The organism is Paenirhizobium naphthalenivorans (assembly GCF_007992095.1).
Taxonomy (GTDB): Bacteria; Pseudomonadota; Alphaproteobacteria; order Rhizobiales; family Rhizobiaceae; genus Allorhizobium; species Allorhizobium naphthalenivorans.
This window is the reverse complement of sequence record NZ_BJZP01000006.1, coordinates 133557-156670: the sequence shown is the minus strand read 5'-3', so window position 1 is coordinate 156670 and position 23114 is coordinate 133557. Positions and strand designations below refer to the sequence as shown.

Sequence of the window (23114 nt, the reverse complement as noted above, 5' to 3'; positions counted from 1 at the left end):
TGTGACAGAACGGAAAATTGCGACAAGGCCGGTTGTTGTCATTGCCTCGGCATAGAAGTGTCGTCGTGATGAAAGATCTTGACGATCTGCAGGCCGATGTCTTCCGGGCTCATCTGCCCCTGCCGATACCAGCTGCTGACATTGTTGAGCAGCGTTAATAGCAACAGACGATAGACGCCCCTGTTGAGCGACGGGTCGAGCGGCAGGTCGGCGATCAGTTCTCGGAATATGCGCTCGAAGGCATCGCGCTTTGCCACCAGCCGGGCGCGGATCTCCGGTGGCGCCGAGGCGAAGTCGTTCATCAGCGGCATGGTCAGCGAGTGCGGATCGAGTTGGATTTCCAGCATGGTGATGCATGCCGCTTCCAGGCGTTTCCACGGGTCGGTGATACCCGCGACAGCGGCCCGAATACGGTCTTCGGCAACCTGCAAGGCAATATCATGGATGCGCACGAACAGCGCTTCCTTGGATTTGATATAGTGATAAAGCGAACCGCCAAGCAGCCCGACCTTCTCGCCGATGTCCCGCACAGACGTCGCCGCATAGCCGCGTTCGGCAAAGAGCGATGCCGCCGCCTCGAGGATATCGCGATGCCGTTCGCTCAAATCGCTGTTCGCAAGCGCACCCGCAAAGCGCTCATTCGTTTGGTCGTTTTTTTTGTCCGCGTCTTTTTGCGTCATCGAAGCTCCATTTCCGGATCTGGCTCCCGACCGGCGCCCTCCCGATACGACACCCTCCCCCGGCAATAGCCTGTTCCTCCGGTAAGGTCGAGATGGCAAAAAACGGTCTTGCAAACTGTAACAATCGTTTGGTACACGAAGACAGACAAGAGGAGGTTACAGTGAGCGAGACAACCCGCGAAGCGATGGATTTTGATATCGTCATTGTCGGCGCCGGTCCCGCCGGACTGGCGACCGCCATCCGGATCAAGCAATTGGCCGAGGAACACGGTCGGGACGTTTCTGTCGTCATTGTCGAAAAAGGCTCCGAGGTTGGCGCGCACATCCTCTCCGGTGCGGTCATCGATCCTTCGGGTCTTGACCGACTTCTGCCGGACTGGCGGACCGATGCTGACCGCCCGCTGAAGACCGAGGTTTCCGACGACCGTTTCTATTTCCTCGGGCCGGCGGGGTGCCTGCGGCTGCCGAACGCCTTCATGCCGCCGTTGATGAGCAATCACGGCAACTTCATCGGTTCGCTTGGCAATGTCACCCGCTATCTCGCGGCACGCGCCGAAGCTCTCGGCGTCGAAATCTATCCGGGGTTCGCCGCGACCGAAGTTCTCTATGACGACAACGGCGCCGTCGCCGGCATCGCCACCGGCGACATGGGTATCGGACGCGACGGCAAGCCGAAGGACGATTATACGCCCGGTATGGAATTGCGGGCGAAATATACGATTTTCGCCGAGGGCGCGCGCGGCAGTCTGACCAAGCAGCTTCTGGCCCGTTTCGACCTGATGGAAGGCCGCTCACCGCAGAAATTCGGCATCGGCATCAAGGAACTCTGGCAGGTCAATCCGGAGAAGTTCCGGCCGGGCCTCGTCCAGCATTCCTTTGGCTGGCCGCTCGGCCTGAAGACCGGCGGCGGCTCCTTCCTTTATCATTTCGAAGACAATCTCGTGACTGTCGGCTTCGTGCTGCATCTCGACTACGATAACCCGACGCTCTCCCCCTTCGAGGAGTTCCAGCGTTTCAAGACACATCCGTTGATCCGCGAAACCTTCGAGGGCGGCAAGCGCATCGCCTATGGCGCCCGCGCCCTGACCGAAGGCGGCTGGCAATCCGTGCCGAAACTGGCTTTTCCGGGCGGCGCGCTGGTCGGTTGCGCCGCAGGTTTTATGAACGTGCCCCGCATCAAGGGCAATCACAACGCCATGCATTCCGGCATCCAGGCGGCCGAAGCCGCCTTCGCCGCCCTTTCGGAGGATCGTGCCGCCGATACTTTGATCGCCTACGAAACGGGCTGGCGCTCGTCGGTCATCGGCCGAGATCTGAAGCCGGTGCGCAACGTCAAGCCGCTCTGGTCGCGCTTCGGCACGGCGATCGGCGTTGGTCTCGGCGGAATCGACATGTGGCTGCAAACGCTGACCGGCGTCTCACCCTTCGGCACGCTCCGTCACAAGAAAGCCGATTTCGAAAGCCTGAAGCCGATTTCGGAGGTCACCCCGATCCGTTATCCCAAGCCGGACGGTGTCCTGACCTTCGACCGGCTGTCCTCCGTGTTCCTGTCGAACACGAACCACGTTGAGGATCAGCCGGTTCATTTGCGCCTCACCGATCCGTCTATTCCGATCGGCAAGAACCTGCCCCTCTACGGCGAACCCGCCCGGCTTTACTGTCCGGCCGGCGTCTACGAGGTGGTCTATGACGACGAGGAAAACCAGGCCTCGCCGCGCTTCGTCATCAACGCGCAGAACTGTGTCCACTGCAAGACCTGCGACATCAAGGACCCCGCGCAGAACATCACCTGGGTCCCGCCCGAAGGGGGCGGCGGACCGAACTATCCGAACATGTGACAACCATCGTCGCCGAAAGGAAACCCGAATGAGCACGGCCTATATCGTCGATTACCTCAGAAGCCCCTTTGCCCCCGCCTATCGTGGCGCCCTGGCCGGTACCCGGCCCGATGACCTGATCGCCGGCGTCATCAAGGCGCTCGTCGACCGGTCCGGCATAGATCCGGCTGAAATCGAGGACGTGAACCTCGGCTGCGCCTTCCCTGAGGGCGAGCACGGCCTCAACATTGCCCGCTGCGCCGCCCTCATCGCCGGCCTGCCCCAATCGGTCGGCGGTTCCACCGTCAACCGCTGGTGCGGTTCCTCCATGCAGGCGATCCAGATGGCCGCCGGCGCGATCGCCATGGGCGCGGGCGACGTTTTCGTCGCCGGTGGCGTCGAATCCATGAGCCGCGTGCCGATGATGGGCTTCAACCCCATGCCCAATCCCGATTGGAGCGCCGACCAGCGCACCGCTTTCCTCAACATGGGCCTGACGGCGGAAAACCTCGCCGACCGGTACAATATCTCGCGTGAGGAGCAGGACGCCTATTCGCTCGAAAGCCAGCGCAAAACGCTTGCCGCCCGCGCTGATGGCCGTCTCGCCGCCGAGATCATCACTGTTGGCAACGCAACCGCCGACGGCTGCCCGCGCGAAACCGATGAAGCAAAGCTCGCCGGCCTTAAGACCGCCTTCAAGGCCGGAGGCTCCGTCACCGCCGGCAATTCCTCGCCGCTCACCGATGGCGCCTCGGCGACGCTGGTCTGCTCCGAGGCCTTCGTCAAGAAGCACAACTTGCAGCCGCTTGCCCGCGTCGCCGGTTACGCGATCGCCGGCTGCGCACCCGAGATCATGGGCATCGGCCCGGTCGAGGCGACCCGCAAGGCGCTTTCGCGCGCGGGTATCAAGAATACCGATCTCGACGTGATCGAGATGAACGAGGCCTTCGCTGTCCAGGTTCTGGCCTGCTGCAGGGATCTCGACATCGACCCGGCGAGCCTCAACCGCGACGGCGGCGCGATCGCGCTCGGCCATCCGCTCGGCGCCACCGGCGCCCGCCTCGCCGGCAAGGCGTCCACTCTTCTGAAGCGTGACGGTGGCCGCTATGGCCTCGCCACCCAGTGCATCGGCGGCGGTCAGGGTATCGCCATGGTCGTGGAGGCCGCATAACATGACGACGATCACCAAGGCAGCAGTCATCGGCGCCGGTGTCATGGGCTCCGGTATCGCCGCCCATCTTGCCAATGCCGGCGTCGAAGTCGTCCTGCTCGACATCGAGAAGAAATTCGCCGACGGCGGCGTCGCCCGCCAGCTGAAGGCCAACGGCTTCATGGACAAGAGCTTCGCCGGCCGGATCACCACCGGATCGACCGGCGACGACATGGGCCTGCTCGCCGATGCCGACTGGATCGTCGAGGCGGTCGCCGAACGGCTCGACATCAAGCAGAACCTCTACAAGGCCATCGACGCTGTTCGTAAACCCGGATCGATCGTCTCGTCCAATACATCGACCATCCCGCTCGCCGCCCTCACGGACAGCCTGCCGGAGAGCTTCGTCGCCGATTTCCTCATCACCCATTTCTTCAACCCGCCGCGCATCATGCGGCTTCTGGAGCTCGTCTCCGGGCCGAAGACCAATCCGGAAGTGACGGCAAAGATCCATGACTTCGCCGATCGCAGTCTCGGCAAGACGGTCGTCGTTTGCAAGGACACCCCCGGCTTCATCGGCAACCGCATCGGCAATTACTGGATGGTCGTCGCCCAGAACGAGGCGATCGACATGGGCCTCGACGTCGAGGAAGCCGACGCCATCATTGGCAAGCCCTTCGGCATCCCTTCGACCGGCATTTTCGGCCTGCTCGACCTCGTTGGCATCGACCTGATGCCGACCATCCTGCGCAGTCTGCAAAACGCCCTGCCGAAGACCGACGCGATCCACGATTACGACGCCGAACCGGCGCTGATCGCCAGGATGATCGCGGAAAACCGCCTCGGCCGCAAAAGCGGCGCCGGCTTCGTCCGTCTCTCCGCCGACCGCAAGACCCGTGACATCACGGACCTGAAGACCGGCGATTACCGGCCGATGAAGAAGGTCGAGTCCGAAAGCCTGGACGCCGCCAAGGGTGACGCGCGGACCTTGATGGAGCATTCCAGCCTCGGCGGGCGCTACGCCTCCGTCGTCATGGAAAAGTCGCTCGCCTATGCTGCCGCCCTCGTTCCGGAAATCGCCGACGGCCCCGACGCGGTGGATGACGCCATGCGCACCGGCTATGGCTGGAAGCAGGGGCCGTTCGAACTGATCGACCGCCTCGGCGCCAGCTGGCTGGTGGACCGGCTTAAGGCTCGTGGCCTGGCCGTGCCCGCCTATCTGGCACTCGCCGCCGAAAAGGGCGGGTTCTACAGCGTCGTCGACGGCAAGCTGAGCTGCATGCTGCCGGACGGCTCCGTCCGCCCGGTCATGCGCGGCGAGGGCGTCATCACCATCGCCGACCTGAAGCTCGCGACCAGGCCGGTGGCCGATTACGGCTGTGCAGCGCTCTGGGATCTCGGCGACGGCGTTGCCTGCCTGGAATTCCGCACCAAGATGAACACCTTCTCCGAAGCCCTGCTGGACGCGATCAATGCAGCACTCGGCGAAGTGGCCAAGAGTTTCAAGGCTCTGGTGATCGGCTCCGACGCAGCCGTCTATAGCGCCGGCGCCGACCTCCGTGTCTTCCTCGATACCGTCGAGAAGGGCGGTTCGGAAGCGCTCGGCAAGTTTATCGACAAAGGCCACCAGACTTTCAAGGCGGTCAAATACGCCCCCTTCCCCGTGGTCGGCGCTCCGTCCGGCCTCGCCTTCGGCGGCGGCTGCGAAATCCTGCTGCATTGCGATGCGATCCAGGCCCATGCCGAACTCTCGATCGGCCTCGTCGAAACCCGCATCGGCGTCGTGCCGGGCTGGGGCGGCTGCAAGGAAATGCTGATCCGCCAATATGGCCTCGCCGGTGCCACCAGAGGTCCGGTCGCTCCTGCCATCGCCACCTTCAATCTGATCGCGCCCGCCAGGGTCTCGGGCAGCGCCTTCGAGGCGCAAAGCCTCGGCTTCCTGCGCCCGGCCGACGGCGTCACCATGAACCGCGACCGTCTTCTGGCCGATGCCAAACGGAAAGCGTTGTCGTTGGTCGACGGTTATGTCGCGCCCGAACCGCCGCAACTGGCTCTTTCGGGTCCGTCGGGCGCCTCGGCGATGCGCAACATCATCGAGGGCGAGGCCCTCGCTGGTCGCGCCACCGCTCATGACAAGGTCGTCGGCGAAGCGCTGATCACCGTTTTGAGCGGCGGCCCGAAGGCCGATCCGCTGAAGCCGACGACCGAGGACGAGATTCTCGCGCTCGAACGCCAGGCCTTCATCACCCTTTTTGAGACGCCGGCAACCGTGGATCGGGTGAAGCACATGCTCGCCACCGGCAAGCCGCTGCGCAACTGATAGCGAAGGAAAAACGACAAATGGCATCCTACAATCCCCCGATCGACGACATCGCTTTCCTCCTTAACGAGGTGCTGGATTTCGATGGGCAGGTGCAGACGCTTCCCGGCTACGAGGAGGTCAACGCCGAACTTGCGGTTTCCGTTCTCGAAGAGGCCGGCAAGTTCTGCGCCGGCGAGTTGGAACCCCTGAACCGCCCGGCCGATGAGGAGGGCTGCAAGCTCGAAAACGGCGTCGTCTCGACACCGAAGGGCATCGCCGACGCCTACAAAGCCTTCGTCGCGGCCGGTTGGGGCGGGCTTTCCGGCTCGCCTGAATTCGACGGCCAGGGTCTGCCGCGCGTAACGCAGATCCTGCTCGACGAAATGCTCTCCTCCGCCAATCTCTCCTTCGGTCTCTTCCCTGGCCTGACGCGTGGCGCCGTGGAAGCGATCGAGCATCACGCCAGCGAGGAACTGAAGGCGAAATACCTGCCGAAGATGATTTCCGGCGAATGGACCGGCGCCATGGCGCTGACCGAATCCTCCGCCGGTACCGATCTTGGCCTGCTGTCGACCCGCGCCGAGCCCGTCGGTGACGGCTCCTACAAGATCAAGGGCACCAAGATCTTCATCTCCTCCGGTGACCAGGACTTCGGCGGCAACATCATCCATCTGGTGCTCGCGCGCCTGCCCGACGCGCCGAAGGGCGTGAAGGGCATCAGCCTGTTCCTGTCGCCGAAATTCCTCGTCAACGAGGACGGCTCGCTCGGCGAACGCAACGGCATGTCCGTCGGCTCGCTGGAGCACAAGATGGGCATTCACGGTCAGCCGACCTGCGTCATGAACTATGATGGTGCCATCGGCTGGCTGGTCGGTGAGCCCGGCCGCGGACTGAATGCCATGTTCACCATGATGAACGCCGAGCGTCTTTTCGTCGGCATCCAGGGCCTCGGCATCGCCGAGGCGGCCAATCAGAAAGCCGCCAACTACGCCCGCGAACGCCTGCAGGGCCGCTCCCTCGACGGCAGCCGTGGTCCGGTTCCGATCATCGAGCACCCGGACGTCCGCAAGATGCTGCTGACGGGCCGCGCCTTCATCGAGCCCGCCCGCGCCCTTGCCATCTGGACCGCAATGCAGATGGACATCGCGACCCGCCACCCCGATGCCGAGGCACGCAAGCGCGCCGATGGCTTCGTGGCCCTGCTCACCCCCGTCGTGAAGGCTGCCTTCACCGATTTCGGTTTTGAAACCGCCGTCATCTCTCAGCAGGTCTTCGGCGGCCACGGCTACATCCGCGAATGGGGCATGGAGCAGTTCGTCCGCGATGCCCGCATCACCCAGATCTATGAAGGCACGAACGGCGTGCAGGCGATGGATCTGGTCGGCCGCAAGCTGCCGCTGGAGAATGGCGATCTCGCCAACCGCTTCTTCGACCTCATAAAGCAGGACCTGCAGGCGGCATCGCTCGTCCCCGCCGCCGAGAAAATCACGGCCGCCACGGCGGCGGCGCTCGACCGCCTGGAGCGCTCGACGCGTTCCATTCTCACCGGGCAGAGCGATCCCACCGCCGCCGGCGCCGCCGCGACCGACTACCTGCGCCTCTTCGCACTCACCGCCTTCGGCTGGATGTGGGCCAAGATGGCAGCCAAGGCGACGGACGCGGATACACCGCTGAAGGTGCGCAAGCTTGCGGTCGCGGGTTTCTTCGCCGATCGCATGCTGCCGCAGACCCTCGGTCTGGAGGCAATGATCGCCAACGGCGGCGCATCCATTATTGCCCTGAACCCAGACCTTTTCTGAATCGGATACTCCAAGGGAGGAAGTAACATGCTCGGAATGATGATGGATTCACCGCTGCTGGTGTCGACGATCCTGCGTCACGCGGCGACCTATCACGGCAAGACCGAAATCGTCTCGAAGACGGTCGAGGGGCCGATCCACCGCTATACCTACACGGACCTCTCGAAGCGCAGCCAGAAGCTCGCCAATGCCTTGAAGCGATTGGGTCTCGAATTTGGCGATCGCGTGGGGACGCTGGCCTGGAACGGCTATCGCCACCTGGAACTCTATTATGGCGTGTCCGGTTCTGGTCTTGTCTGCCACACGATCAACCCTCGTCTGTTCAAGGAGCAAATCGGCTATATCGTCGAACATGCTGGCGACAGTGTGATCTTCTCCGACCTGACCTTCCTCCCGCTTCTCGAAGGCATCGCCGACCGTCTGACGGGCATGAAGGCGATCGTCGTCATGACCGACGAGGCCCATATGCCCACGTCGGAGGTGCTGCCGAACCTGACCTGCTACGAGACGCTGATCGCAGGCGAGTCCGACGAGTTCGATTGGCCCGTCTTCGATGAAAACACCGCTTCCGGTCTGTGCTACACCTCCGGCACCACCGGCGATCCGAAGGGCGTCCTCTACAGCCATCGCTCCAGCGTGCTCCATGCCATGTCGAGCAGCATGCCCGACGTGCTCGGCCTGTCCGCCAACGACGTGCTTTCGCCGATCGTGCCGATGTTCCACGTCAATGCCTGGGGTGTGCCGTTCTCCGGCCCGATGGCCGGCGCCAAGCTTGTCCTGCCGGGCCCGAACCTCGATGGCGCCAGTCTCCACGCCCTGTTTGAGGCCGAAGGCGTGACCGTCACCGCCGGTGTCCCCACCGTCTGGCTCGGATTGCTCGACTGGATGGATGCGCACGGACAGCACTTCACCAGCCTCAAGCGCGTCGCCATCGGCGGTTCGGCCTCCCCGCCGATCATGATCAGCCGTTTCCATAACATGGGCGTCATGGTTCGCCATGCCTGGGGCATGACCGAAACGAGCCCTATCGGACTTGCCGCCTGCCTGATGCCGAAGCATGCCTCGATCTCCGCCGAACAGAGGCTGATGCTGGAAGCCAAGCAGGGGCGCCCGGTTTACGGCATGGAATTCCGGGTCGATGGCGCAGACGGCAAGCCGATCGCCCGCGACGGCAAGGCCTTTGGAGCGATGATGGTGCGCGGCCCCTGGGTCGCGGCCGGATATTACAACACGCCGGAGAGCCCCGCCCATGAGGTCCCCGGCTGGTTCAACACGGGCGACGTCGTCACCATGGACGAGGACGGCTTCGTGCAGATCGTCGACCGCACCAAGGACGTGGTGAAATCGGGCGGCGAGTGGATCAGCTCGATTGAGTTGGAGAACATCGCCCAGGCTCATCCGGCGATCAAGGAGGCTGCTGTCGTCGCCAAGCCCGATCAGCGTTGGGGCGAGCGTCCAGTTCTCGTCGTCATCCTCAAGCCCGGCGCAGCCTTCAGCCGCCACGACATGATCGAGCACTATGCCGGCAAGATCTCGAAATGGAGCATTCCCGACGATGTCATCGTCGTTGACGAACTGCCCCACACGGCAACCGGCAAGCTGCTGAAAACCGCGATCCGCGACATCGTTCTCAAGGAATATGCCAGCGTCACGCCCGACGACAGCATCATCGGCTAGGGAACGGCATGATGGAGAAAGCGATCGCACTCTATCTCGAGGACATCGAAGTCGGCCAGACTTTCGAAAGTTCGTCTCATGTCCTGACGATTGAGGAAATCAAGGAATTTGCGGGCCGCTATGACCCGCAATTCTTCCATCTCGACGAGGAACTGGCGGTGGAGAGCCTGTTCGGCGGGCTTGCCGCCAGTGGCTGGCACACGGCCGCCACGACCATGCGGCTTCTCGTTCAAAGCGTGCCCTTCGCGCGGGGGCTGGTCGGCGCCGGCGGCGAGATTTCCTGGCCGCGCGCCACCCGCCCCGGCGACGCGATCCGCCTGCGCAGCGAAGTCACCGCTGTGACCCCGTCCCGGTCCCGCCCGGAACGCGGCATGGTCACGCTGCGTTGCGAGACCGTCAATCAGGATGGTGAACTCGTGCAGGTCTTCAGTCCGAAAATCGTCGCTTGGAGCAAAGAGGGTTCTGACGCGAATTTCGCGGTTGGTTCACCGTCCGCAGCGGTATTGCGCCGATCCAACGAGGGATGAGGCACCGGGCATGCCGCAAACACTTTTGCGGACCTCGCAGACGTCGATAATGTCGACGCCTGCGGCGGCCCTTGCTCATGGCAGTGTGGGATTGGCCTGATTGCCAACGTCCGCCATCTTCCACCGCAGCCCGATGACCACTGTCGAACACCGCAAGCTGCGAAAGGCTGATATGAACAGGCCCCATCACGCCTGAGCCGCGCCCTACTCGACTCAAGGTGACGCTGCCATTTCGATGCGGTAGGTTTGCGATAAGTCAAATTGCGACATTGGTGTTCGCGCTACAAACCAGCAAGGGTTTTGGTCTGTGGGGGAAGGAAGGTTGTTGGCATGTCTCGTCTGAAAGCGGTATTTTGGGGCTATCTCGCCCTGCTGACAATTCTATGGCTGGCGGCTTCACCGGATGTTTTTCAGCCGCAAACCTTCATTACGCTGCGTAACGCCTTCATCCAGTATAGCGGCGTTCTGGCATTCGGGTGCATGACGCTGGCGATCATACTCGCCCTGCGGTCTCCGTTGGTGGAGCCGTGGTTAGGGGGCGTCGACAAGATGTACCGCCTGCACAAATGGGCAGGCATCGGCGCTCTGGTGCTTTCGCTCGTGCACTGGATCTGGACCCAGCTCCCCAAATGGGCCGTAAGCTTGGGCCTTATGGCGCAGAGAACGCGCGGCGAGCGTCCCCAGATCGAAGATCCGGTACAGGCTTTCCTGATGAGTATGCGCGGTACCGCGGAAGGGCTCGGAGAATGGGCCTTCTATCTGTCCGTGCTGCTGATCTCAATCGCGCTGATCGAGAAGATCCCCTATCGGTGGTTCTATCAGATCCACCGCCTGTTCCCGGTTCTTTATCTCATCCTGGCCTTCCATACCATCGTCTTGCTGGACTTCAGCGACTGGCTAACGCCGCTTGGCGCGGTGACGGTCATCATGGTCGCTGCCGGCAGCTATGCCGCGATCGTCTCGCTGTTTCGCCGGATCGGCGCGCGCCGCCGTGTCGATGGTACGATAGCAAGCATGCAGCACTATCCCGGCGTGCGTTCGCTCGAGACGGCAATCACCATGGAAACTGGCTGGAGAGGACATAAGCCCGGCCAGTTCGCCTTCGTCGTTTCCGACCCTCGGGAGGGCGCGCATCCATATACGATTGCCTCCGCCTGGGATGCGAAAGACCCGAAGATCTCCTTCGTCACCAAGGAACTCGGAGACCATACGACTGGCCTGGTGCAGAAACTCAAGATCGGGCAGAGAGTGCGGATCGAAGGGCCCTACGGCTGTTTCACCTTCGACGACGACTGTTCACGGCAAATCTGGATCGGCGGCGGCATCGGCATCACGCCGTTTATCGCGCGGATGAAATATCTGGCGCAGCATCCGCAGGACGCACGCAAGATAGAGATCGACCTCTTCCACAGCACCAGGGACGAAGATTCGGAAGCGCTGCGGAAGCTGGCGGAGGATGCCAAAGCTTCAAATGTGCGCTTCCATGTCCTGATCGAGAGCAAGCATGGGCGCCTGACCGCCGACCGGATTCGCGAAGCCGTGCCCGATTGGCAGGAAGCAAGCATATGGTTCTGCGGCCCTCCCGGCTTCGGTGACGCCTTGCGGGCCGATTTTGCGGCCAAGGGCATGAACGTCAAACAGCGTTTCCACCAGGAACTCTTTCAGATGCGCTGATGGCGGTGCCAACGCAACGATTGTCGAGAGAGGTCCTGGAAGACCGGGGTTGGCTCTGCCGCGCTGATCCAACGCCTCGTCGCCACTGATTGCCAGCCGACGTAATCACCCACCACCCACGGCGGCTGGCTCTATTTCCGTGTTCCTCTCGGTCTCTGAATGGCTGGGATCATGCACCTCCCCTCACGATCAAATCTCCACGAGCCTTTTAGCCGGGCTTTGATAGAGGGCGTCGAGTGATGCCCTGTCGGCCATCACCACGTTATCCGAACATCGTCTGCGGGATCAAAAGCGCGATGGACGGAAACAGGATCAGCAGCGCGACCGCCGCCAGCATGGCCAGCAGAAACGGAAAGACGCCGCGGAAGATGTCGATCAGCGCCACATCCCGAGCCACGGATTTCACAATGAAGACATTGATCCCGACCGGTGGGGTGATCAATCCCATCTCCAGTGTCAGCACGACCACAACGCCGAACCAGATCGGATCGAAGCCAAGGCTGACGATCACCGGAAAAAAGATCGGCATGGTCAGCACCAGCATGGCGAAACCTTCAAGGAAACAGCCGAGCACCAGATAGCTGAGCAGGATCAGCATCAGGACCCCATAGCGGCCGATATCAAGACCGGTCAGAAAATCGCCCACCGCCGCGGGGATATGGCTCAGCGCCAGAAAAGGTCCCATAACGGAGGCGGCGATCAGGATCAGCAACACGGTTGAGGATGTCGCGACCGTATCCATGACCGCACTGGCCAGTTTGGACACGGTCATTTCCCCGAGCGTGAAACCGAACAGCACGGAAAGCCCGGCGCCGACGGCTGCGGCTTCCACCGGCGAGAACACGCCGAGATAGATACCGCCGATGGTCAGAATGACGATGAGGGTGATGGGGGCCGCACCGATGGTCGCCTGCCACTTCTGCCGCCAGGTCGTGCGCTCGCCGGCGGGCGCGTCGGCGGGGCGAAAGATGGCAATGAGCCAGATCGTGAGCACAAACAGTGCCACCAGCATGATGCCCGGAAGAATGCCCGCCATGAACAGCCTGCCGATGGATTCGCGTGTCAGGATGGCATAGATCACGAAACCCGTGGAAGGCGGGATCAGAATGCCGAGCGTTCCGCCTGCCGCCACCGCTCCGGTGGAAAGACGGTGCGAATAGCCGAAACGGTTCATCTGCGACAGCGACACCCGCCCCATGGTCAGCGCGGAGGCCACGGAAGACCCCGAGAGCGCCGCAAAGCCCGCGCAGCCGAGGATCGTCGCCGAGGCCAGTCCGCCGCGGATCGAGCCGATCCAGGCATAGGCGCTGTCATAGAGCTTGCGGCTCATGCCGGATTCGGTGGCGACATTGCCCATCAGAATGAACATGGGAATAATGATCAGTTCCGCCGAACTGGCAACTGAAAAGCTCTCGCTCGCCAGCAGGCTCAGTGCCGAGGGGAGATCATTGAGGATAGCCATGCCGCCAAGGCCGACGAGAAACATGGCGAAGGCCACCGGCACCCTGAGCGCCAGAAGCACGAACAGGACCGCCAGCCCGGCAACACCGATACCGACGCCGCTCATTTTGCCCCCTTCGCGCCGAAGACGCGGTCAAGAACCCGCTCCACCAGACAGAGCGCGGTGGCCCATGCCAGAATCGAGGTGATCTGTTCAAATGGCCCGCGTGGCAGGTTGAGGAGATTGGTGGACATGTTCAAGAGCGCCGACATTTCCGCCGCCGCCCACATATTCCAGCCGATCAGCGCGAAAACGACAGCCCCGATCATATAACCGGCTGCGGTCAGAACCCGGTTCAGCCCGGGCGAAAAGACCTGTTCGAGTATATCGACCTGAATATGTCCACCGTTGCGGTCGGCATAGGCCATGCCGCCGAATACAACGATGACGGCCGCCATCTGCACCAGGTCGCGGGCGCCATAAAATGGTGAGCCGAAATAGCGGCCGATGACATCGATCAGAATGACAGCGGTGATGAACAGCAGCGAAATGCCCGCCAGGATGGCTGCGGCGCCGGCCAGAAGGTCGGCGCCTTTTGCGAAGAACCGCAGCATCGTCATTGGGCGGCCGTGGTCATTGCGCTCAGGACTTTGCTTGCCGGCAGGCCCTTGGCGTCGAGATCGGCAATCGCCTCATCGCGCACCTTGAGCGTGATCGCGTCAAATGGCGCGCTTTCCTCCGGGTTCAACGTGATGACGGTCTTGTTTGGATTGGCCTCGAGCTCAGCCAGAACCTCTTCGGCCACACGATTCCAGTTGTCCTCGCCGCTTTTTGAAAGCGCCGGCCCGGCCTCGGCCAGCACGGCCGCGCGCATATTCTCGGGCAGGCCGTTCAGCTTCTTTTCGTTCATCACCACGTAAAACGAGATATTGCCGAGCTGCGGGCCCTGCACATAGACATTGGCGATCTCGTCGAGGCGGAAATCGCGGATTGCCGAGGCCCCGGTCAGCACACCGTCAATCAGCCCGGTCTGCAGCGCGGTGTACATTTCCGTGGCCGGCATCTGCACCGGCGTTGCCCCCAGCGCCTCGATCAGCTTGCCCGCCACCTCACCGGAAACACGGATCTTAAGGCCTGCCATGTCATTGAGAGTTCTTACGGATTTCGACCCCATGATCAGCAGGTTCGGCTCGGCCGCCCAGAGCGCGATCGGTACCGTGCCCGGATATTCGCCGGTGAGATAATCGTCATAAGCGCGCCAGATGGCGTCATAGCCGGACCCTGCCTCGTCCACCACGCCCGGAAGTTCCACGATCATCGACAACGGAAATTGCGTCGAGGTGTAGCCAGGCAGACCCCAGACCAGATCGGCAACACCCTTGACAGCGCGGATATATTGCTCCGCCGGCCCCTTGCCCAGCTCACCGCCGGGATAGACATCGACGACGAGTTCGCCACCGGTCGCTTGCGAAACGGCTTTCGAGAACGGCTCGATGATCGCCGGCTGCAATGTGTGGTTCGGCGCCGCCCAATGGGCGAATTTCAGATGCTCCTCGGCCGATGCGCCGGTCGCCAGAGAAAAGGTCATGGCGGCAAGAGCGGCCATGGAGAAGAGACGTGCGTTCAAGATATCCTCCCGTTTTTCCTATACAACGCAGCGTGGAGCGCTAGACGCCGTCCCGGCGCTCCAATCTTTCAATCTCGCAGAATTTTCGTGTTCCGGCGCTTCAGGCCCGGTACCCGATGTCGATCACGGCGCGGCCCGAAACGAGCCGCGATACGCAGGCGCACATCGCCTTGTTTCCAGCCTTTTCCTCATCGCTGAAAAACACGTCACGGTGATCCACCTCACCGTCGAGCCTGTCGATACCGACTGCGCAAAGGCCGCATTCGCCCCGCCGACAGTCGGAAATCGTCTCGACGCCGGCCTCCTCAAGCGCGTCAAGCAGGGTCTTGTCCGGTGGAACGGTGACGGTGATATTCCGGTTGCGCACCTCGACTTCAAAGGTTGCCTCGGCAAACTTGCCGTTGTCGCCGAACACCTCGTAGCGCAGCCGCGAAACGGGACGGCCAGAGGCGGCCCAGACGCGCTTGACGGCTTCCAGCATGCCCAGCGGGCCACAGACATAAAGCTCGCCGTCTTCGGGCAAGTCGTCGATTTCGGCCTGAAGGTCGATGGTCTCGTCGCGCTCGGCCTCGAACACGGCAAGACGATCGCCCAGAAGCGTCTCAAGTTCGGAGAGATATGGCATCGATGCTCGGTTCAGCGCGCCATAGCACATTTTCAGTGATGTCCCATGCGCGGCAAGCGCCCGTGCCATGCCATAGATCGGCGTGATGCCGATGCCGCCAGCGAGCAGCAGGTAATGGCCGGCCCGCCAGGAAAGCTCGAACCGGTTCTCCGGAAGCGTCAGCGCCACGCCGTCGCCCGGCTTCAGGCCCCAGATGAAGTGTGAGCCTCCCCGACTTTGCGGATGCAGTTTCACCGCGATCGCCAGCTGCCCCGGCCCGGACGGGACCACGGTATAGGTGCGGATCGCCGGCTGGTCGTTGATCGTCACACGAATGTTCAGATGCGACCCGGCATCGAATTTCGGCACCTCCCCGGTAACATCGAACACCACCCGGCGCACGTCCTCGGCAATATTATCCACGCTGGCGACAGCCGCCTGCCGCCATTCACTCTGCGATCTCATCGGTTCCTCCCTTGCCGGCGGCTCCTCTCCGCAGGCCCTCAACTGTGTTGGTCCACATCGGACCGGTATCTTCCGAAACACTGGCAGCCGGGTGAAAGAACGGTTCCGTTTCTCTCATCGCGAACAATGGCACTTTCAAAGTGTCAGAGTACGACCAGCCGCAGGCCTGGGACGGTCTCCACTAGCCGCCGATCATGCTTCAGTATGCAATCAAGATTGCGACGTGCGGGCCTTGTATGCTCGCGCGCCAGCGCTTCGGCACGGGTGCCTTCGCGCGCGCCAATGGCCTCGACAATCCCGCGGTGCTGTGCCTGCGCTCCGGCAAGCGAGGCGCGAAAGGCCATCACGCTCTCGTCATCGACGAGGAACGCATTGGGAGACGCGAAGGGAAGCCTTCGCGACCGCTGCACTTCCCGTTTCATGAGATCGCTTTCCACCAGGTCCAGAAGGCCATCGTGAAAGGCATTGTTCAGGTCGGCATAGCGGTCGATATCGAGCAGGTCCGGTCCCGCGGCCACCACATCGTCCAGCTCCAGAACGATGCCCTGAAGCCGTGACAACCCGGCGGCAGTCACGCCGCGCTCGGCGGCCATGCGCACCACCATTCCCTCCAGAACGCCTCTGAGCTCAATGGCGTCTATCGCGTCCTGGACCGTAAAGCGGCGAACGGTATATCCGCCGTTTACGCCCCGTTCCAGCAAACCTTCCTGTTCAAGCCGCGACAAGGCCTCACGCAGGGGAGTGCGGGAAAGGTCAAGCTCACGCGCCAGCGGGACCTCGTAAAGACGACCGCCGGGTTCGACAGCGCCGGAGAGAATGCGTTCCCTGAGCGCCATGATGGCCCGATGTGTCTGGTTGATCCCGTCTGACGACATGTCGCTCACTCCGCCGCAATCTGCCGCGCCGGTCCGTCATCGCGGGCAATCATGCGGTCGATCAGCTTGCGCGCCCACATCGAACCGGAATCGATGTTGAGATTGTAGAAGGTGTGGTCGGGGTTCTCGTCGATCACCCTCTGCTGAGCCTCCAGGATTTCCTCATCCTCGCGGAACACGCCCGACACGCCCTCGCGCAGCCTGTGTGTCCAGCTCTGGTCGGTGATATGGTGATTGCGCGCGAAGGCCCAGAAATAGTGACAGGTCTTGTCGGTTTCCGGCGTCATCGTGTTCAGCACATAGCCGTTGACACCCTTGGAGCGATCCCCCTCGGGCGCGCCCGTGCCTGTGGGCGCCACGCCGACATCGATGCAGATCGTCGACGGCGCCTGGAAATTGATGATCTGCCAGCGATCGATATGCTCCTTCTGCCCCAGTTGCGCGGCCCAGAAAGGCGGAGCCTCCACGTCGACCATCCAGCGGGTGACCTTTGCCGTGGTGTCAGTGTGGGTGGTTTCAAATGGCGCTTCGGCGACATGGCGATTGCCGATGGACGAGCCATGCACGAATGTCTCATGGGTGAGGTCCATCAGATTGTCGACCACAAGCCGGTAGTCACATTTGGCGTGGATGACCTTTCCGTCGGCCGCCCATTCCGGGTCGTCGTTCCAGTGCATGTCGGGGATCAGATCCGGATCTGCCAGCGCCGGATCGCCTGGCCAGACCCAGAGAAAGCGGTGGCGTTCAACCGCCGGATAACTGGTGACACAAGCCGATGGATTGATGGTTTCCTGACTCGGCATGTATACACAGCGGCCGGTGTCATCGAATTCAAGCCCGTGATAGCCGCAGATCACATTGTCGCCATTGAGCTCGCCCTTGGAAAGCGGCAGCAACCGGTGCCAGCAGGCGTCGGCCAGCGCCACGGCATCGCCATTGAGCTTGCGATACATGACCATCGGCTTGTTGCAGATACGCCGCGGCAGAAGCTTGCGATTCAGCTCCACGTCATAAGCGGCCGCGTACCAACAGTTGACCGGAAAAGTCTTCTCACCCGTCTGTCCGGACATTTCGGTTTCCTCCATCCTCCTGAATGATTTTTATTGTATACATGAATTGTCTTTTTTCAATATAAAACGGCGAAAAATGGATGAATTCGCCTAGAATGTATACATACTACTGAAGCAACATCGGGAAGAACAACACCAGGCCGGGCACAAGCACCGCCAGAGCCACAACGATGAAGTCGGCGACAAGGAACGGCAGAACACCCATGAAAATCTGCGCCACCGACACATGACGCCCGGCGACGGAGTGAATCACGAAGACGTTCAGTCCCACCGGCGGCGTGATCATGCCGATCTCCAGCAGCTTGACCACGAGCACGCCGAACCACACCAGATTGAGGCCCTGCGCCTCGACGGCGGGCAGCAGCACCGGCAGCGTGATCAGCATCGCGCCGAAGGGTTCCATGAAGGTGCCGATCACGATGTATACGAACACGATGATCGCCATAAGCTGCAGATAACTGAGATCGGCTCCCGACACGGCATAGCTGATGAAGGACGACAGGCCGGTGACGCCGAGAAAACGGGTGAACATCGCCGCCCCGATACCAATGATGAACAGCGAGGCGCAGGTGGCGAGTGTCTCAACCAGGCTGTCGCGCATCACCTTGCGGGTGAGCCGTCCGGTCAGCGCGGAGAGCGCGATGGCTCCGAGTGCGCCCACCGCTCCAGCCTCGGTGGCGGTAAACAGCCCGGAAAACAATCCGCCAAAAACCAGGCCGATGAGGACAAGAGTCGGCCATATCTGCGCGATGGCGGCAAGCCCGCCGCCAGCACTTACGCCCTCGAGCCGGCGAGGGATGATATCAGGCCTGAAAAGGCAAATCACGACAACGATTAGCGAATAGGAGACAGCCGTCAGCAGGCCAATGCCAATGCCGCCGAGAAAGACCTCTGTGACGGAGGTTTCGGCGAAAACGCCATAGACGATCATGAGGATGGAGGGCGGGATCAATGCGCCGATCGTGCCTCCCGCCGCGATTGTTCCGGCCGCCACAGAGGGACGGTATCCGGCCGCGACCATTTCCGGAATGGCGATTCGTCCCATGGCGGCAGCGCAGGCCAACGACGAGCCGGAAACGGCGGCAAATCCGGAACAGGCAAATATCGACGAAATGGCGAGCCCGCCGGGCACGCGGGCGAGGACAGATTTGGCCGCTTCGAACAGGCCACCGGTCAGCCCGGCGTGGAAGGAAACGAACCCCATCAGCACAAACATCGGCACGGCGCTCATTGTCCAGCTTGCGACGAAGCTGTAAGGCGTGTTTGAGACGATCCCCAATGCCGGCGTCAATCCCAGAAGCCACGTGATCCCGCCGAAGGACACTCCGATCAGCGCCAATGCCACGGGCACCCGCAGCAAGAGCAGGATCATCAAAATTCCGACGCCGTAAAATCCGACTTCGACACTCATTCTGTACCTCCGGTCGCGGGTTGGCCGCGGAATGCGCCGCGTATGATGTCCACACCGCGCAGCGCCGTGGCGAAGGCGGCAAGGCCGAAACCGAACGGCGGCAGGAAGTAGCTTGGCCAGACGGGCACCTGCTGGTTCAGCGCCATGACGAAAGTGCCCGTGGCGTAATTCTTCAACGCCATCTCCCAGGTGGTCCATGTCATCACCGCGTAGACGGCGCAGGAAAACAGCGCCACGGCGATGTCGGAGAAAACCCTGACAGGAGTGGTCATGAAGCCCTCGGCGATTTCGACGCTGATCATGGCGCGTCGCTGCTCGACCCAGGCAAGTGGCAGGAAGGCGACAAAGACCATGTAATAGCGCGATACAATTTCCACAGTCGCCGGCAGCGGCCGGCCGGAAACGGTGCGCCAGATCACGTCCGCGCATACGTGGATCATCATCGCGATAATGCCGATGGACGCCAGCAGGGCGATCAAACGGAACACCCGGTCGGCAAAGCCGATCTGAATAGGCATTTCTTCCTCCCGGCAACGGGGTCAGGGCACGTCCATCTCCTCACATGCGGAAATGCCCTGACTCGTTGTCTCTGACATGTTTGCTGAATGGCGAAGCGGAAACCGCTCCGCCCGGAAGCCCTTTGGCCGGATCAGTCGCCGTAGCTGGCGAAATCCACCTTGTCCCAGATCTCGGCCTGAAGCACCTTGGCGATGTCGACCGGATCCGTGACGCCCGCCAGAAGGCCGGCCCACTTATCCACTAGCCCGTCGAAACGGGCGACCCGCGCGGGGGCGTCGGCAAGGCCGAAGCGTTCGACCGACACTTCGCCAACGGTCTGTTTGTCGGCCTCAGCGAAAGCCTCGGTTGCCTGAAGGAGCGCCGGATCCGGCTCGACAAAGGTGATGCCGGCCTTTTTCGCCGCATCGCTCGCTTCGGCGGGCATCTCTTTGCCCCAACGATGGGTGAAGAGCGGATTGAGACGGTTAGCGGAACGCGCCAGAGCTTTACGCTCGTCGACCGACATCTGATCCCACGCCAGCTTCGAAACGGTGAAATCCGACGTGGCATGATAGGTGCCAAGTGGCAGCACCGTCACCGATTTCGCAAGCTCGATCAGACGGAAAGACAGAAGGTCGGCAACCGAGGCGATGGAACCGTCGATGACGCCCTGGCTCATCGCTTCGAACTGATCGTTCACTGAAACACTGGCCGGAACCGCGCCGAAATGTTCGGCCCAGCGCGAGAATGGAGCGCCGCCGGAGCGCAAGCGCAGGCCTTTGAGATCCTCGGCGGTCTTTACCGGCGTTTTGGTCAGCAGCGCATAAACATCAGACGAACCGGAACCGAGATAGACCACGCCGAAATTGCCCAACTCCTTCTGGCAGCTGTCGCAGAAAACCATGTATTCGGTCATCGCGGCGGCCATCACTTGCGGGTCACGTCCGGAAAGGGCAAGTTCGCCCGCAAGCGCCATGTTCGGCAAATCGGCGGGGAAATAAAGCGGGAGCATATTGCCCACTTCGACAAGCTGACTTTGCAGCGCGTCTTTCATCTGACCAAGGGTCACAACTTCAGGACCCAGGATCGTCGCGCTCATCGTGCCGCCGGATTCCTCCTCAAGAATCTTGGGCAAAGGCGCATAAAGATAACCGTTGGACGGGTGCGCCGGAGGCGCTCCCGGCGCGGCGCGCAGCGCGCGGGCTTCTGCTCCGCCTACGGCCAATACGGCAGCCATAGCGGCAACCAATAGGGTTTTCATGTTTTCCTCCTCCTTGTAAATGGCCTCTCTAAAGGGCCAGCAACGCCTTGGCATTCTCCTTCAGAATGAGCGGGCGCACCTCCTCCTTGATGTCGATCTTCGCGAAGTCATCAAGCCAGCGATCCGGTGTGATGGCAGGCCAGTCCGATCCGAACAGCACTTTTCGCTTCAGGATCGTGTTTGCGTATTTGATCAGGATTTCCGGGAAATATTTCGGAGACCAGCCGGACAGGTCGATATAAACGTTGGGTTTGTGCGTCGCGACCGAAAGCGCCTCCTCCTGCCAGGGGAAAGAGGGGTGCGCGAGAATGATCTTCATATCCGGAAAATCCACCGCCACGTCGTCAATGAACATCGGGTTCGAATATTTCAGCCGCATGCCCATACCGCCGCGCATGCCCGCGCCAACGCCGGTCTGACCGGTGTGAAACAGCGCCACCCCGCCCTCTTCCGCGATAGCCTCGTAAAGCACGTAAGCTGATCGGTCATTGGGATAAAAGCCCTGCATCGTCGGGTGGAACTTGAACCCCTTGATGCCGAAATCGCGCACAAGCCGGCGCGCCTCCCGCGCTCCCGCCTTACCCTTGGCCGGATCGATCGAGGCAAAGGGGATCAAAATGTCGGAGTTTTCCGCTGCGATCCTCGCCACGTCCTCGTTGGAATAGCGACGGAAACCGGTCTCGCGCTCGGCGTCCACCGGAAAGATCACCGCGCCGATCCTGCGCTCGCGGAAATAGTCGGCGGTCTGCTGAACCGTCGGCAACATGCCGTCGGCGCCGGCCGGATTGCAGAAATACCGTGCCATGCCGGCCTGAAACTCGTTATACCCATCATCGCGATGGGTGCAACACGGCTCTTCGGCATGGGTATGGATGTCGATGGCGACGAGATCGTCGATATTCATTCGGTTTCCTCCATTCCGGTATATTTCTGCAGAAGCCGGATCAGCTCTCCCATCTCCTCGGGCGTCAGCCGGCTCTTTCCCTTCTGTGAATAGGTGAAGAAATCCTCCGCGTTCGCGTCGACAAAGGCGCGACCTTCCGAAGTCAGCGTGAGCTCGACGGCACGGCGATCATCATCAGGCACAAGGCGGCTGACAAACCCCTTGTCCTCAAAGGTGCGGATGAGCTTGGTCATGCGCGCGTTCTTGATGTGCAGATTGCGCGCCACCACGCCCTGGCGGATGCCGGGATTGTTACAGATCAGCCAGAGCACGGAAAATTCGCCGGGCTTCAGCCCCAGGTCGCCAAGCGTCGCGTAGAATTTCTCGAACACCGTCACCTGGGAGATCCTGAGGAGGAAACCCAGAGAGCGCCCCAGCGGACCGAGTGTCATGCGCTGTTCGTCGGGCAGGCTCAGCGTTTGCTGCGCATCGTCATAAGGCATTACAACTCTCCCGGATGTTTGATCCGCGCGGCGCGTTTTTCAAGAAAGGCGCGCAGACGCTCGGTTGCCTCGGGGCTGGTGGCGGTGAACGCGGAAACGAAGCTCTCCACGAACAGCCCGTCTTCGGACGACATGTCCTGAATGCGCGGCAGCGCATTGATTACGGCGTAATTCGACAGCTCGGCGTTGCCGGCCGCCTTGCGGGCCAGTTCCGCCGCCTTTGCAAGCGCCTGTCCCTTTGGCACGACATATTGCGCCAGGTTCCACGCCTCGCCCTCGCGGGCGGAAGCGACCCGGCCCGTCAACATCATATCGCTCATCCGCGCGACCCCCATCAGCCTCGCGGTACGGACCGAGCCGCCGCCGCCGACAAAAATACCGCGCTGCCCCTCTGGAAGTGCGAAAAAGGCGCTCTCGTCGGCCACCCGCACATGAGTGGAGGACGCCAGCTCCAATCCGCCGCCAACCACCGCGCCATGCAGCGCGGAGATCCATGGAATGGTGCCGCGCTCGATTCCTTCGAAAACCCGATGCCAACGGCGCGAGCCGCGCACGCCCTCAATCGGCGTTTTTTCCACATGTTCGGAAAGATCCAGTCCGGCACAGAAATGGTCGCCATGCCCGAACAGTACCGCCGCCCTGGCTTCCTGCTCCGCGCGGACAACCGTGGCGGCGAGCGCCTCCACGAACCGGTCGCTGATCGCATTGCGCTTTTCCGGACGGTTCAATCCCACAAAGGCGACACCCTCCCGTACGTCATAGGTGACCAGGGTGTCTTTTGGGACGTCGGACATGGACAGCTTCCTCCTGAGGCCGTGGGCCGGGTCGACCCGGCAGCAGATATTTTGTT

At 61.9% G+C, this 23114-nt stretch carries 20 protein-coding genes; 7 read left to right on the top strand and 13 right to left on the bottom strand.

Going from position 1 to position 23114, the window contains the following annotated elements; genetic code table 11:
• Positions 1-38: 38 nt before the first annotated feature.
• Positions 39-680, bottom strand: coding sequence for a TetR/AcrR family transcriptional regulator (locus RNA01_RS08490; RefSeq protein WP_147179540.1), 642 nt, complete (start codon positions 678-680; stop codon positions 39-41).
• A gap of 185 nt (positions 681-865) precedes the next feature.
• Between RNA01_RS08490 and RNA01_RS08485 the strand changes: the two genes are divergently transcribed.
• The 7 genes from RNA01_RS08485 (at position 866) to RNA01_RS08455 (ending at position 11626) form a co-directional block, all read left to right on the top strand.
• Positions 866-2518: an electron transfer flavoprotein-ubiquinone oxidoreductase gene (locus RNA01_RS08485; protein ID WP_147179611.1), complete on the top strand. Its 1653-nt coding sequence runs from the start codon at positions 866-868 to the stop codon at positions 2516-2518.
• A gap of 28 nt (positions 2519-2546) precedes the next feature.
• Positions 2547-3668 (top strand): thiolase family protein, encoded by a 1122-nt coding sequence (locus tag RNA01_RS08480; RefSeq protein ID WP_147179539.1) that lies wholly within the window; start codon positions 2547-2549, stop codon positions 3666-3668.
• 1 nt (position 3669) lies between these two features.
• Positions 3670-5967 carry a 3-hydroxyacyl-CoA dehydrogenase/enoyl-CoA hydratase family protein gene (locus tag RNA01_RS08475; protein WP_147179538.1) on the top strand — a complete coding sequence of 766 codons (2298 nt, stop codon included), beginning with the start codon at positions 3670-3672 and terminating at the stop codon, positions 5965-5967.
• Between the two features lie 20 nt (positions 5968-5987).
• Positions 5988-7748: an acyl-CoA dehydrogenase C-terminal domain-containing protein gene (locus tag RNA01_RS08470; protein ID WP_147179537.1), complete on the top strand. Its 1761-nt coding sequence runs from the start codon at positions 5988-5990 to the stop codon at positions 7746-7748.
• Between the two features lie 27 nt (positions 7749-7775).
• Complete coding sequence (locus RNA01_RS08465; protein WP_147179536.1) at positions 7776-9425, top strand: long-chain-fatty-acid--CoA ligase; 1650 nt, start codon at positions 7776-7778, stop codon at positions 9423-9425.
• Between the two features lie 8 nt (positions 9426-9433).
• Entirely contained in the window at positions 9434-9952 is a 519-nt protein-coding gene (locus tag RNA01_RS08460; RefSeq protein ID WP_147179535.1) for a MaoC family dehydratase, read from the top strand.
• Between the two features lie 330 nt (positions 9953-10282).
• On the top strand, positions 10283-11626 hold the full coding sequence (locus RNA01_RS08455) for a ferredoxin reductase family protein (protein ID WP_147179534.1): 1344 nt from the start codon (positions 10283-10285) through the stop codon (positions 11624-11626).
• A gap of 262 nt (positions 11627-11888) precedes the next feature.
• Here the strand turns inward: RNA01_RS08455 and RNA01_RS08450 are convergent, their stop codons facing one another.
• The 12 genes from RNA01_RS08450 to RNA01_RS08395 all read right to left on the bottom strand — a co-directional run bounded on the left by RNA01_RS08450 (position 11889) and on the right by RNA01_RS08395 (position 23058).
• Positions 11889-13193, bottom strand: coding sequence for a TRAP transporter large permease (locus tag RNA01_RS08450; protein WP_147179533.1), 1305 nt, complete (start codon positions 13191-13193; stop codon positions 11889-11891).
• On the bottom strand, positions 13190-13687 hold the full coding sequence (locus RNA01_RS08445; protein WP_147179532.1) for a TRAP transporter small permease: 498 nt from the start codon (positions 13685-13687) through the stop codon (positions 13190-13192). The genes RNA01_RS08450 and RNA01_RS08445 overlap by 4 nt, the downstream gene beginning before the upstream one ends.
• On the bottom strand, positions 13684-14694 hold the full coding sequence (locus tag RNA01_RS08440; RefSeq protein ID WP_210245747.1) for a TRAP transporter substrate-binding protein: 1011 nt from the start codon (positions 14692-14694) through the stop codon (positions 13684-13686). Before RNA01_RS08440 ends, RNA01_RS08445 begins: the two co-directional genes overlap by 4 nt.
• A gap of 100 nt (positions 14695-14794) precedes the next feature.
• On the bottom strand, positions 14795-15763 hold the full coding sequence (locus tag RNA01_RS08435) for a PDR/VanB family oxidoreductase (protein WP_147179531.1): 969 nt from the start codon (positions 15761-15763) through the stop codon (positions 14795-14797).
• Between the two features lie 143 nt (positions 15764-15906).
• Positions 15907-16638 carry a GntR family transcriptional regulator gene (locus tag RNA01_RS08430; RefSeq protein WP_147179530.1) on the bottom strand — a complete coding sequence of 244 codons (732 nt, stop codon included), beginning with the start codon at positions 16636-16638 and terminating at the stop codon, positions 15907-15909.
• Between the two features lie 5 nt (positions 16639-16643).
• Positions 16644-17708 (bottom strand): aromatic ring-hydroxylating dioxygenase subunit alpha, encoded by a 1065-nt coding sequence (locus RNA01_RS08425; protein ID WP_147179529.1) that lies wholly within the window; start codon positions 17706-17708, stop codon positions 16644-16646.
• Positions 17709-17814: 106 nt separating this feature from the next.
• Positions 17815-19119, bottom strand: coding sequence for a TRAP transporter large permease (locus RNA01_RS08420; RefSeq protein WP_147179528.1), 1305 nt, complete (start codon positions 19117-19119; stop codon positions 17815-17817).
• Positions 19116-19637, bottom strand: coding sequence for a TRAP transporter small permease (locus RNA01_RS08415; RefSeq protein ID WP_147179527.1), 522 nt, complete (start codon positions 19635-19637; stop codon positions 19116-19118). Before RNA01_RS08415 ends, RNA01_RS08420 begins: the two co-directional genes overlap by 4 nt.
• 131 nt (positions 19638-19768) lie before the next feature.
• A complete protein-coding gene (dctP, locus tag RNA01_RS08410; RefSeq protein ID WP_147179526.1) occupies positions 19769-20878 on the bottom strand; it encodes a TRAP transporter substrate-binding protein DctP in 1110 nt (369 codons plus the stop codon).
• A 28-nt stretch (positions 20879-20906) separates the two neighbouring features.
• On the bottom strand, positions 20907-21782 hold the full coding sequence (locus RNA01_RS08405) for an amidohydrolase family protein (protein ID WP_147179525.1): 876 nt from the start codon (positions 21780-21782) through the stop codon (positions 20907-20909).
• The gene (locus tag RNA01_RS08400; protein ID WP_147179524.1) at positions 21779-22264 is read right to left on the bottom strand and encodes a MarR family winged helix-turn-helix transcriptional regulator; all 486 of its coding nucleotides are present in this window, start codon (positions 22262-22264) and stop codon (positions 21779-21781) included. The genes RNA01_RS08405 and RNA01_RS08400 overlap by 4 nt, the downstream gene beginning before the upstream one ends.
• On the bottom strand, positions 22264-23058 hold the full coding sequence (locus tag RNA01_RS08395) for a crotonase/enoyl-CoA hydratase family protein (RefSeq protein ID WP_147179523.1): 795 nt from the start codon (positions 23056-23058) through the stop codon (positions 22264-22266). The genes RNA01_RS08400 and RNA01_RS08395 overlap by 1 nt, the downstream gene beginning before the upstream one ends.
• Between the last annotated feature and the right edge of the window lie 56 nt (positions 23059-23114).